Below are 12,693 nucleotides of genomic sequence, written 5' to 3' on the forward strand. Positions count from 1 at the left end.
TGGGTGCCTTTGAAATCCCCAAATGACGGAGCTTGCCTAAGCAACAGGCGAGCCCGCCGCAAATTTCACGGAGAGAATCGGCATGGGCCATATGGCAGAACAGCATGGAGACAAGTTGGGTCCAGCAGGTAAATCCTTTCGAACAGCGCTCAGCCTTGTGCTTGGCAACAAGCTGCGCAAACTCTGTTCTTGGAAAATGCTGAAGAAGTTGACTAAACAAACTGGAACCTTTTATCATGGACTAACCCTCTTCGTTGATTGTGGCTCTGTTTTTATTGGCGTAAAAACTTTATACCACATCTAACAAGAGGGTTTTCCTGTTTAAATGCTATTTGGGACAAGAGTGAGGTAGTATATACAATTTTGTCGAATGAGTGTTACGCACCAAATTATTATCATATTTTTTCACTGCTGTTCCATAGTTAATTCCACAAAGTAAGCTGTGGAGATCCGTCAGTTGGGTGATACATGCCTTATCAAAAGATGAAGAGCATGAAAAGCCCAAAGATACCAGTTGCAATAAAAAATGATCAAGGTATAGCCCAAGGTGTCTGGCTTTTTTCGTTCGATGGAAAACGTCAAGATATTTTGTCGCACGTACTATCTGACGATTTGAGTCTGTAAATAAAATTGTGTAACTGCTTACAATCAATTAACTTCGTTAAGAAAAGGAATTGACGTGAGCAAAGAATCCGACAAAGAAATCCTGCAGTCTTTGGCCGCTGAACTGGCCAAGAACCTGAAAAGCGAGAAGGACCTCTCAGCCCTGAGCCGTGAACTTGTAAAACTCACTGTAGAAACAGCGCTTGGCAAAGAGATGGAGGAACATCTGGGTTACGCCAAGCATGCCAATGAGGGTAGAGGAACTGGAAACAGCCGCAACGGTACTTCTAAAAAGACACTCAAGGGACAAATCGGCGAGGTGGAGATAGCCACTCCCCGTGACCGCCAAGGCAGTTTCTTACCCCAGTTTATCAAGAAGGGACAGACCCGTCTCACCGAATTCGACGACCAGATCCTGGCCCTCTACGCAAGGGGGATGACAACCCGGGATATTGCAGCAACCTTCAAGGAAATGTATGGGGCCGAGGTCTCCCACACCCTTGTTTCAAAGGTTACAGAGGCCGTGATCGACCAGGTTATCGCCTGGCAAAACCGGCCCCTTGATGAGATCTATCCGGTTGTCTATTTAGACTGCATTGTCATCAAGGTCCATCAGGACAAGCGGGTGGTTAAAAAGTCAATCTATCTTGCCCTCGGTATCAATACAGAAGGGCACAAAGAACTCCTGGGAATGTGGCTCTCTGAAACGGAAGGTGCCAAATTCTGGCTGGCTGTTCTCACAGAACTACAGAACCGAGGGGTGCAAGATATTATCATCGCAGCAGTTGATGGCCTGACCGGCTTTCCTGAGGCAATCAACACCGTTTACCCGAAAGCCCAGGTCCAGCTCTGTATTGTTCATATGGTGAGAAATTCACTCAAATACGTCTCGTATAAAGACCGCAAGTCGGTTGCTACTGATCTCAAGCGTATTTATCAGTCGATCACAACCGAAGAAGCCGCCATGGAGTTGAAGAACTTTGCAGAAAAGTGGGATAGCCGTTATCCTTCTATCTCAAAATCATGGACGAGTCGTTGGGAGAATGTCATACCACTTTTTAGTTATCCTGATGATATCAGGAAGATTATCTATACAGCAAACGCTATCGAGTCGCTCAACAGCGTAATACGCAAGGCAATAAAAAACCGACGAATCTTTCCAAATTACACGTCGGCGTTTAAAGTTATGTTTCTGGCTATCCAGAAAGCTTCTGAAAGATGGACCATGCCTATTCGGAACTGGAAACCGGCTATGAACCGCTTTCTCATTGAATATGAAGATAGATTCTCTGAAATCTGAAAAATAGCAGTTACACAGAATTATTTACAGAGTCTTGGTATTTGTCAGATCAAATCGTGACTACTACAAATAAGAGGTGGCTCAGATCATTTGAACAGTTTTTTAATCTTTTTAAGTGGAAAACCTGCCAGAATTTAAACCACCAAGTCTATGGCTGGTAACTTTTCGCAATAGGCCTCGTCCGGTGTCTGTCTTTTAAGCCCTGAATGCGGTCGACATCGGTTGTACCATTCAAAATATCTCATAATCGATCTGCGTGCCTCAGAAACTGAGTCATATGCATGCAGATACACTTGCTCATACTTCACGCTTCTCCAGAGGCGTTCAACAAAAATGTTGTCTCGCCACGCACCCCTGCCATCAATGCTGACTCGTCACCCCTGGCTTTTAACGGTCTCGACAAACTCAAGCGCAGTAAACTGACTGCCTTGATCGGTGTTGATGATCTCAGGCGTGTCATGGTGCACGAATGCTTCATTGAGAACATCCACTGCATGACTGGCCTCAAGGGTAATGGCAACCTTCGCAGCCAAAACTTTCCGGCTGGCCCAGTCCACAACCGCCGTCAAATAGAACCATTAGCCATCGGTATATATGTCGTACCCAGAGCCCCACACCTGGTTCGCCTTGTCGATGTTCATACCGCGCAGCAGGTAAGTATAGACGGCGTGGCCGGGATGTTTCTTGCTCGTTTTTGGCTTTGGATAAACAGCCTCTATGTCCATTCGTTTCATCAATGTGCCTACGCGAGTGCGGCCAACAGCTTTTCCTTCTCGGACAAGCTGGTCACGAAGAATGCGTGCGCCCATGAAAGGGTGCTCTAGATGGATCTGGTCGATTCGGCGCATTAGTGAGAGATCATCCTCACCCATCGGCCGATGCTGGCAATAGGCATGGCCACGGCTTATTCCGAGAAGCTTTGTTTGCCGGCTGATTGCCAGCCTATGGCTACGGTTGATCATCGCTCTGCGCTCAGCAATCCCGCCTTGTTGAGCGCACTTTCTAAAAAATCGTTCTCCAGAGTCAATTACCCTATCTTGGCATGCAAAACCTTGAGATCGGGGACAGGCTCCTTGCCAGAGTCTTTGCCGAATACTGTAGCGGCCTGTTTAGTCAGTTACCGCTTCCAGGTTGTGATCTGGTTGGGATGCACCTCGCACAGCTCAGTCAACTCAGCTAAAGTCTTTTCTCCGCGTAATGCAGCAAGAGCCACTTTCGCCTTAAAATTGGCTGGATGGTTGCGTCGCTTTCTCCTCGCAATAATTGCTCCTTCTTTTCACCACTATAAGGTTCTCATAGGTAGCAGCTTTTTCACTTAGAGGCTTGTTCTAATTCTTCGGTTCAGCTCTATGTACCGGGTAATTCCTGCTTTGGCATTGATAAGATTTTGCTTTTACAATACTTATCAGATAGGATGAGCAGGCGGTAACAATATGCGGTTATTGGTCGGGATAAATCCGTTTTGTGGATATTGAGTCTCTATTATTATTGGTGAATGCAGTTTGTCATGAAATTTCTCTTTTCTCAACTGGCCTTTTTCTCTCAAACTTCCGGTGCCAGAAGAAACCAGAGGCTGCTTCTGCGGTTTTTGCTGTTTTTGACCGGGATGATCAGTATCTACAGCGTCCTGTTTCATGTGCTGATGTTGTACGAAGGACGTGAATACAGCTGGGTGACAGGCTTTTACTGGGCATTGACCGTGATGTCGACCCTTGGTTTCGGGGACATCACCTTTCACAGTGACTTGGGGTTGGTTTTCACCATCATCGTCCTGGTGACCGGGATCATTTTTATGCTGATCGTGCTGCCGTTCACCTTTATCCAGTTTTTCTGGGTTCCGTGGCTGGAGGAGCACGCAAAAAACAGGGCCCCGAAACAATTGTCTCCTGAGATAAGAGACCACGTCATCATCACCAACCTCGACCCGATTACGATGAAGCTTGTGGAGAAGCTGGAGAGGCGCAACTATGAATATGTGATCGTCACCGGTGATCAGCAATACGGAGCGGAGCTCTGGGACAGCGGCTACAAGGTCGTAATCGGCGAACCGGATGATCCTGAGACCTTCAGGAGACTACGGGTCGAAAGAGCGGCGATGGTGGTTGCCACCAATGACGATCTCATAAACACCAATATCTCTTTTACGGTGAGAGAGATTTCCGAACATGTTCCGATAGTGTCCACGGCTGATAACGAGCACTCCCTGGATATCCTGAAATTCCCCGGCAATACCCAGGTGTTCCAGTTTATGAAGATGCTTGGGGAGTCACTTGCCGAAAGGACCCAGGGCTTTGGCAGTGCTACTACCAGGGTGAGCAATTTTGACAAACTGTTGATTGGTGAAATCTCGGCCAAGCGGACAAGCCTTGCCGGGAAAATAATAGCTGAAACGGACTTAAGGCAGAAGTCCGGAGCAATAATTATCGGCTTGTGGGAAAAAGGCAATTTTGAAGTCCCGCAACCGGAGACTATGATTCATCCGTCTACCCTTCTGCTGCTTGCAGGTACCGAGGAGCAGTTGGTAATGTTTGAAAAGTATTACACCCTGCCCGGAACGGAATATAGTGGTGACGATCCGGTTTTGATTCTTGGTGGAGGACGGGTTGGTGTTGCCGCTGCGGGGAGATTGAAGGAGTACGGTATTCCTTACAGGATAGTTGAAAAAAAAGGTTCTCTTGCCGGAGCAGGTAACGATTTTATCCACGGGGATGCTGCTGATCTGAACGTTCTCAAGCAGGCCGGGATCGAGCAGGCGAGGGCTGTGATCATTACCACCCACAATGACGCCATGAATATATACCTCAGCTTTTACTGCCGGCAATTGCGGCCCGAGGTGCAGCTGATATGTCGGGCCACCAACGAACGCAACGTGGCCAAGTTGCACATGGCTGGAGCTGACCTGGTCTTGTCATATGCATCTATGGGGGCCAATGCCGTAATCAATGTGCTGAAAACCGATGAAATTTCAATGTTCACCGAAGGACTCAATATCTTCAGCCTGCCGATGCCGGCCGTTCTTGCAGGCAAAACCCTGGTTGAAAGCAGGATCAGGCCCCTGACCGGCTGCAGTGTCGTGGCAATCAGAAATGCGCAGGGATTGCTGGTCGGTCCCGACCCGATGATCCCGCTTAACGGCGATGATGATCTTATTCTTATCGGCACGACCGAGGCGGAAAAGAAATTCACCGATCTGTTCTAGGGATGCCTCCTGCACCAACACGAATCGCCGCTGGTGCTCGTCTGCTTTTTTCGTTTCCATGTTACAAGCTGTAAATTCTGTACAGGTGCATCCTGCATTGCATCCGGCATTGTCCGGATGATACCATGAAGTAATGGAGCGAGGCCATGCCCCTGCCGCTGTTGCCGGTTGTTCAGGTGCATCCTGAAAAGATATCTAACACCGGTGCAGGTCACCTGTGGGGGAGGTGTCGTAGCTCTATTACTTCGGTTGGAGATGTCGTGATAATTTTGTCGGGATAATTTCAATAAGATGAGGCTGATATGTCGGAGAGAATTCTCGTACCGCTGGATGGCTCTAAATTAGGTGAAGCAGCCCTTGCCTATATCCAAGGATTAATCGCAAGGCTTGGTCCGGGAGAACAGGTCGCACTTACCCTGCTCAACGTCATCACTGCAGAATGGCACACGGTTAACCTGCGGGGGGGAGAGATGGTATCGGTTCCTTATACAGACAGGGAACTGGGGGAAATGAAAAAGTCGGCAAGAATTTACCTTGAAAATGTAAGTGCCGGGCTAACACAGAAAAATGTTTCCATTTCCTGCCAAGTTTCGGTAAGTGAAAATCCGGCTGAGGAGATTATCAGGGTAGAAAAGGAAATCGACGCAGATCTGGTGGCCATGTCAACTCACGGACGGAGTGGCTTGTCACGTTTTGCCTTTGGCAGTGTAGCCGATAAAGTGATGAGAGGGGGCAGTGTCCCGGTGTTGATGGTCAGGGCGAAGGAAAAATAGAGTGGGCGTGGTGGTATGAAAATCAGATGATGATCGCTAAAACCGCTGTCACGTTATTGTTGCTTGTTGTCGCGGGGTATGCGGGGCTTTGCCTGCTGCTCTATGTAATGCAGCGCTCCATGCTCTATTTCCCTACCGCAGAGGTTTATCGCAGCGATATTGAGGTTGTCAGGCTCAAAAGCGGCAAAGAAGTGTTAAAAGTCTGGCAGCTTGAAGGGGATAACGACCAGGCCGTCCTCTATTTCGGCGGCAACGCTGAAGACGTCGCCCTAAATATTGAACAGTTTAAACGAATTTTCCCCGGATATTCAGTGTTCCTGCTTAATTACCGGGGGTACGGCGGAAGTACCGGTACCCCGACGGAGAAAGGACTGTACGCAGATGCTGCGTCGCTTTTCGATTATGCAGATAAAAGATACAAAAGGGTCTCTGTAGTGGGCAGGAGTCTTGGTACCGGGGTGGCCATGGATCTTGCAGCAAACAGGACGGTGGAAAAGCTTATCCTGGTGACCCCTTTCGACTCCATGGTGAATGTTGCCAAAGCGCACTATCCGCTGTTGCCGGTATCCCTTATGCTAAAGGACCGGTATACCTCGGTAGACAAGGTTGATGGCTTCCGGATGCCGATACTGGTGGTGACGGCGGAAGATGACCTGGTCGTTCCGCGCAAAAGAAGTGATGATCTCATTGCCTTACTGCCTCCCGAACTGGTTGAAGCAGTGATCATAGAAGGGGTCGATCACAGCAGTGTCTGCGCAAATCCGGTTTACGAACAGGCAGTGCGGACCTTTATGGGAATTGCTGAAGTAATAGACCGATAAATATTATTAAAAGTACCACGCTGTGGTGTTGTTTTTCGCGACAGCCCACAGTATCATAAAACGTGCGCATCGTGTAATAGCGGAGTGATAAAAAAGAAAAAGCCAAACTTGTCGACAGACAAGGACGGAAAGTTACGGGTCTTAAACGTAAAAAGATAGCCGGACTGCCTTTGCCTCAAGGTGGTCCGGCTTTTTTATTGTCCCGTCAACAGGCTGTTTCAAAAACAGAACCGGTTTCAGGAACATGCAGTTGACGGGTGATCCAGATGTCTGATGATCGCATCTATCTGTCAGGACCATGGGGACAATGATCTTCGATTGTGAGTGGAAATAAAGCTGCCGGAGGGGAATAAAAATGAAAAAAATTATTGTTGCCGCAACTCTACTCTACTGCTTTTCAGTTCCCAAGGTTTTGTGGGGGGCCGCTGTCGTCCCGCCGGAAATTGACATGCCGGGCACACAACCCCTTGAAGTGAGCCTGGAGTCTCCGAACAGGTGCTTGAACTGTCATAAAAATTATGAAACCAACCCGAGGGTTGAGCCGGGTTTCGGCTGGATGGGAGGCGCCATGGGCAATGCGGGGCGTGATCCGATCTTCTGGGCAACGCTTGCTATTGCCGAACAGGGGTTTGACGGTGTCGGCGATCTCTGTATCCGCTGCCACAGTGCAGGTGGCTGGATAGGGGGGCGTTCAACCCCCACCGACGGTTCCGGGTTACGGGCTAGTGATGAGAACGGTATAGACTGCGATACCTGTCACCAGATGACTAACCCGGACATGGGGGAACATACCGGTGTTATGGTGGATCCATTTATCGCGAATCAGGGTGACAGCCTTGACCCTGCCCAGGCCGGGGAGGGGTATTATGGCAGCGGCATGTATTCCATGTCCAACAGTTACGGAAAACTCGGTCCTTACGGCGACACGGTTGCCAGGCATCAGTTCACCGAATCGAATTTTCACAGAGATGTTGATTTTTGCGGCACCTGCCACGATGTATCCAACCCAGCTGTCGGTGATCTCGCGCCAAACAGCGGCACCCAGGATGGTGCGCCAGATGTGGTGAACAGTTGGGATTTTGCCCCGGTAGGCGCGCCAAATCCTGGAGGGTTAAGGGAGGAAAAAGCGGCGTTTAATAATCCTCCTTACGGTTACGGTATAGTGGAGAGGACTTTCAGTGAATATAAATCAAGTCCGCTTTCAGCGACCCTGGTGGACAGCTTTTGGAGCCTGCCCCAGGATCTGCAGGATCCTCGGGGTTCTCTGTATAACGCCTATATGAATTCAACGACGGAGGAGACCCGCTCCGCCAATTATATAGACGATGCGACGAACCCTGATGAAACGTCAAAGCGATATTTTTCATGCCAGACCTGTCATATGAGGGCGATAACGGGAAGAGGCTGTGATAAAAACGGCGCGCCCAACAGGCTTGACCAGCCGATGCATGACCAGACCGGCGGCAACTACTGGGTTTATCCTCTGGTAAAATACCAGGACCAGCAGGGAACCCTGCGTCTGGGAGGCGGATTGACCGCAGAGCAGGTTGAAGCGCTTGATGACGGAGTTTTACGCGCCAAATCACATCTTAGCCAGGCCGCAACCCTTGATGTCGCCGGTAACATGGTGCGTATTACCAATATGACCGGACATAAACTCATAACCGGGTATCCAGAAGGAAGGCGGATGTGGCTGAACATCAAGTGGTACGACAGCTCGGGAGCGGAGCTGCCAGACCATGAAATCGGCGCCTGGGGCCCCCTTGTCGATAACAACGGAGACCCGGTCATAATGGTGAACCCCAGAGATCAGCAGGAGTTTATACCTAAATCGATCATAAATCTTGAAGATCCGAACCTGAAAGTCTACGAGGTGCATCCCGCCATGACCCAGGAGTGGGCGGATATGCTGGTCGGCTTGGGCTATCCAGAGGCTATGCCCCTGAGCTTTGACCGTATAACGGGGCGGGTTGATTTTACCCTCGGCCAGCTGGCGGCACTTGAACCCGGAAGCTATTATCAGACGTTTCATTTTGCGCTTAATAATTACGTGGCTTCGGATAACCGGATCCCCCCGTATCGGATGAGCTATGACGAGGCACGTAAACGAAACGCCCTGCCGGTACCGGACGGTCAGTATGGAGGAGCGCCGGGCGGTGTGTATCAACACTGGGATGAATTCGATATAGCCCAAATTGCGCCCCAGGGTGCGGTTGCCGCGGATCTTACCCTGTATTACCAGGGGACCAGTTGGGAGTATGTGCAGTTTCTCTACCAGGCGGTCAGTGCTGGCCCTGGTGATCCAGCGAAACCCTTTCCCTATCCCGTCTCTCTTTTCCTCGCCGACGAGGGGAAAAATTTTCTCGATGGTTGGGTAAATGCCAAAGACGCCAATAATAATTCGATGGTGCCGCCCCAGGTCATGGCCACCGCCGTCTGGGGGAGTGCAGCGTGTGTGGCGGAACCGGAAATCTGCGATGACACGGTTGACAACGATTGTGATGGCATCGTCGACTGCAACGACACTGATTGCAGCGGAACCCCGGAGTGTCCGTCGCTTATAGAGTATCCCTTCTGTTTTGATGGACTGGACAACGATTTTGACGGTGCCGTCGACTGTGACGACCGAACCGACTGCGACGGTCAGAGCGAAACCACTGTCTGCGGTCTCGGAGTGTGCAGTAGTACCGGCACCAGGAGTTGCAGTAACGGTACCCTGGTAGAAACGGTTGCGTGCATACCCCTTGAGCCGACCGAGCCCAATGTCGAACTTTCCTGCGACGACGGCCTGGACAACGACTGTGATGGAGATGTCGATTTCAGTGATGCCGATTGTCCCGTCTGTGCGGTGTATACCGATAAGGCCGGCTGCAACGGCGACCCGAACTGTACATGGAACGGCAATCCGAACACTGGTTCCTGCCAGGAAATTCAGGTTACTCAGTGTTCGGATTTTGTAACCAGAAGCGAATGTCTTACCCAGCCGTCCTGTACCTGGGATAATAAAACAAAAACGTGTGTTTCCCTGTGACCCTGCGGCTGCCAGGCAGCCCCGAGTGTTTTAGCTTCTTGACTTGCACTAAAGGGGTGACATAAAATTAACTATGGATAAAAGCGTCTTTTAAAAACACAGATAAAGCCAAACCTGCCGCAAGGCAGGGACGGAAAGCCACGGGTCATGACCGATAGCCGAGCTGCCTGAAAACAGGGTGGTTCGGCTGTTTGGTTTTATAGGGGATTGGCAGTAAAACCGGCTGGAGTCGGCACGTTATTAATTAAACAGGGGATAATGAAACCTTCTTGGTCTGTTCATGGTGCAGTTACATGCCGGTCTGTATGCGATTACTTCAACTTCTTATAAAGAAGTTGCAGAACGGATTCAGGAGGACGCAACCGGAAGGAGGTAGACTATGTATTTGCAACAATCAGATCTGCTCTGGGGGATGGATAAGGAATTCGTACAGAAATTTATTGGTTCCGGGATGAAGGAAACGCATCCGAAGGGATTCAAGTTGTTCCAGGAGGGAGAACCAGCCGAGTTCTTTTTCATCATGGTCAAGGGAAGTATCAGGATAAGCCTTGGGGAACATGGCAGGACAACCTATCTTGTCAACCACGCAGGGGAGGCGTTCGGCTGGTCGAGCCTGGTGGGGATGAAGAGTTATACGGCGTCGGCCCAATGTTTGAAGGAGACCACGTTTATAAGATTCACCAAAGAGTTTGTTGATGAAATAGTTGAGGAAGATCCGGTCAACGGCATGAAATTTTATAAAAGACTTGCCGGAATGCTCGGCAACAGGTTGATCCACAGCTATCATCTTGAACCGGCCGACCTCTCAGACGGGTTGGAGTATTCCTTTGGTTCTGGCAAGGATATCGAGTCGTACACTACCGGTTAACGGGGGGATGAAAAAGAGCTTTTCAAAGAGGCTATCGGCTACAAAAACAAAAGCAGGCCGGACAACTGTCATGCCTGTTTTCGGCAGAGACGTGAAGCTTAAGCCGCTTTGAGAGGTAAACTCGAAAAACAGCTGGCGCAGTTTGTTGCAAAACGGAGGGGAATTATGCCCAAATATCTGTATCAAGGCTCATACACCGATAAGGGACTGAAAGGACTCATGAAAGATGGCGGGACCAAGCGGGTGGAGGTTACCAGGAAAGCGATCGAGTCTTTAGGCGGAAAAATGGAAGCCTACTATTACGCCCTGGGCGGTACCGATTTTTTTATCATCCTCGAAACAGAGGATAATGTGAAAGCCATCACCGGGACGATGATTGCAAACGCCAGCGGCACGGTAAAAGTGAGCATTACGGCGCTGGTCACCCCTGAAGAGGTCGACCGGGCGGTCAAACAGACGATGCAATGGCATCCGCCGGGAGCATGACCCCCACAGGGTCCGGCTGCGGCAGAGTTTTAATGCAGCCATCAGGAAAACGATCGTCTCTTTTCCTGTTTGCCAGGAGGGTTGGCCCGGGTACGGTGGGGCTGTCCTCTTGACTGCCGGTCCATGACCCGGCCAATATCGTAAAAGATGTGGGGACGGCGTAGAGATACGTTTGGACGGTTCCGGGAATATCTGCGCAGCTCTCCTGTGGACAGCGGGCTCAGTCAATAACCACCACCGCCATGTTGCCGGATGCGGTTTCTCCTTCTTTGAAAATGGTCTCCAGGTTGTGGCCTGGAAACAGATAGGTTGTTACGTCTTTTCGGCCCCACTTCCGTTCCGGAAAGTGTTTTTCAACGATGCCCTCCCACTGCTTTGCCACCTGGATAAATGACCCTGCAAAATCGGCTTCGTCGGCGACGTCCGCACTACACCATTTCGCCAATGTATGGTTAAAGCTATCGACAATCGAGAGGTTTTGGTGATGGAAACTGGAGACAGTAGCCACCGCCTCATCGCCTTTCATGCCGATCAGTGCCGGAATTCTGGGTCCCGGTGCCGCAAGTGGTGCAACCGAGCTTTTCGCCTGATATTTTTCTATGATGATATCCGCCGCATCCTGGCCCATGGTGACAAAAACCTGCTCGGTCTTCAGCTGGGTTTGTTTTAACAGCGTGTGCCAGGCGTTGAATCTGGCACTAATATTTCCAGTCCGGGCGGCCCCAAGCCCTGATTCTATCTGGCGCAGCTCATCAAATGGATTGTCCGGTTCAAAACTGTCATCGCCGTGGAGTTCCTTGATAAGGTTTGCGGTGGAATCGTCAAGAACGGCCAGGTTTCGCGCGATTTCTTCACTTTCACGGTCTAGGATGTCGGCTATGGCAAGGACCAGGCGGGCCTGCCACAACTTAGCCTCATGTTGTCTGTCCAGCTGATCTTTTTGCAGATTTTTCGGGGTGAACAACTGTTGTATTATCGAATGTTCGGATTTTTCGTGATCGTCGGTGACTGTCGCCATGGAGGCGAGGGTCAGGGAGCTGAGCTGGGCGGCGTAGTCGTCGGTCCTTAAACGGATATCGTTGACCAGGTGCAGGAAACGATTGCGGTTTTCTCCAAGAGGACATGGAGTATCTACTTGACAGAAACCTGATTTAATGAAACTATCTGAGTTCTCTTCGGCCATTGCCGGCGTTTCATGTTCGACGGGCTGCAGCAGGTGAATTTTCGGAAACAGGAGAAAAACCGGATATTGGCGTATGGACGAGATATCCGTTACCGGGAAATAGACAGGTTCAAGTAAATTCATATGCAAGATCTTCGAAGTAAAATCACATTTTCTGTATCGGCTGTCCTCTATGTCGTCTTCAATACGCGTATCGGCGGTTCAGCTATCGAAACGCTGAAGGAAACACTCTGGCAGATTGTGCAGACAGCCCCTTTTGTTGCCGGAATCACTTATTTTATCGTAGCCCTTCTGCAGTATATGGCCGGTGGGGACAAGGTTCCCTGGGATCGACGATTGCGATTGTTTTTCGCCATCGGGATCATCGCCGGGCTCATCTACGGCATATATGAGTACGCCGGGGTCGATCTGACAGGCAGGTAGTCTTCC

10 protein-coding genes, 1 pseudogene and 2 riboswitches are annotated in these 12,693 nt (G+C 50.1%); of the genes and pseudogenes, 8 read left to right on the forward strand and 3 right to left on the reverse strand.

Annotated features, from left to right (window positions below; translation table 11 throughout):
* Positions 1-238, reverse strand: a 238-nt coding sequence (locus tag BLQ17_RS15600; RefSeq protein ID WP_143005526.1) for a DUF4372 domain-containing protein, incomplete at its 3' end; no start/stop codon positions are given.
* Positions 239-679: 441 nt separating this feature from the next.
* Between BLQ17_RS15600 and BLQ17_RS15605 the strand changes: the two genes are divergently transcribed.
* The gene (locus tag BLQ17_RS15605; protein ID WP_092224498.1) at positions 680-1,903 is read left to right on the forward strand and encodes an IS256 family transposase; all 1,224 of its coding nucleotides are present in this window, start codon (positions 680-682) and stop codon (positions 1,901-1,903) included.
* Positions 1,904-2,037: 134 nt separating this feature from the next.
* On the opposite strand, the pseudogene BLQ17_RS15610 reads toward BLQ17_RS15605, so the two are convergent.
* Positions 2,038-3,164, reverse strand: a pseudogene (locus BLQ17_RS15610) (IS3 family transposase).
* A gap of 246 nt (positions 3,165-3,410) precedes the next feature.
* Between BLQ17_RS15610 and BLQ17_RS15615 the strand changes: the two are divergent.
* The 6 genes from BLQ17_RS15615 to BLQ17_RS15640 all read left to right on the forward strand — a co-directional run bounded on the left by BLQ17_RS15615 (position 3,411) and on the right by BLQ17_RS15640 (position 11,081).
* Entirely contained in the window at positions 3,411-5,102 is a 1,692-nt protein-coding gene (locus BLQ17_RS15615; RefSeq protein WP_092224500.1) for a potassium channel family protein, read from the forward strand.
* Positions 5,103-5,404: 302 nt separating this feature from the next.
* Positions 5,405-5,875 (forward strand): universal stress protein, encoded by a 471-nt coding sequence (locus BLQ17_RS15620; protein WP_092224502.1) that lies wholly within the window; start codon positions 5,405-5,407, stop codon positions 5,873-5,875.
* 26 nt (positions 5,876-5,901) lie between these two features.
* A complete protein-coding gene (locus BLQ17_RS15625; RefSeq protein WP_092224504.1) occupies positions 5,902-6,696 on the forward strand; it encodes an alpha/beta hydrolase in 795 nt (264 codons plus the stop codon).
* Positions 6,697-6,787: 91 nt separating this feature from the next.
* Positions 6,788-6,868: riboswitch (cyclic di-GMP riboswitch) on the forward strand.
* Positions 6,869-7,051: 183 nt separating this feature from the next.
* Positions 7,052-9,727 (forward strand): PSA repeat domain-containing protein, encoded by a 2,676-nt coding sequence (locus tag BLQ17_RS15630; protein ID WP_092224506.1) that lies wholly within the window; start codon positions 7,052-7,054, stop codon positions 9,725-9,727.
* A 97-nt stretch (positions 9,728-9,824) separates the two neighbouring features.
* Positions 9,825-9,898: riboswitch (cyclic di-GMP riboswitch) on the forward strand.
* Between the two features lie 208 nt (positions 9,899-10,106).
* Positions 10,107-10,595, forward strand: coding sequence for a Crp/Fnr family transcriptional regulator (locus BLQ17_RS15635; protein WP_092224508.1), 489 nt, complete (start codon positions 10,107-10,109; stop codon positions 10,593-10,595).
* A 165-nt stretch (positions 10,596-10,760) separates the two neighbouring features.
* Complete coding sequence (locus BLQ17_RS15640; RefSeq protein ID WP_092224510.1) at positions 10,761-11,081, forward strand: GYD domain-containing protein; 321 nt, start codon at positions 10,761-10,763, stop codon at positions 11,079-11,081.
* A 220-nt stretch (positions 11,082-11,301) separates the two neighbouring features.
* On the opposite strand, the gene BLQ17_RS15645 is transcribed toward BLQ17_RS15640, so the two are convergent.
* On the reverse strand, positions 11,302-12,387 hold the full coding sequence (locus tag BLQ17_RS15645) for a hypothetical protein (protein WP_092224512.1): 1,086 nt from the start codon (positions 12,385-12,387) through the stop codon (positions 11,302-11,304).
* Here BLQ17_RS15645 and BLQ17_RS15650 point away from each other — a divergent pair, their 5' ends adjacent.
* The gene (locus BLQ17_RS15650; RefSeq protein ID WP_092224514.1) at positions 12,388-12,687 is read left to right on the forward strand and encodes a hypothetical protein; all 300 of its coding nucleotides are present in this window, start codon (positions 12,388-12,390) and stop codon (positions 12,685-12,687) included.
* The last annotated feature ends 6 nt before the right edge of the window (positions 12,688-12,693 follow it).

The organism is Desulforhopalus singaporensis (assembly GCF_900104445.1).
In the GTDB taxonomy this organism is placed as follows: Bacteria; Desulfobacterota; Desulfobulbia; order Desulfobulbales; family Desulfocapsaceae; genus Desulforhopalus_A; species Desulforhopalus_A singaporensis.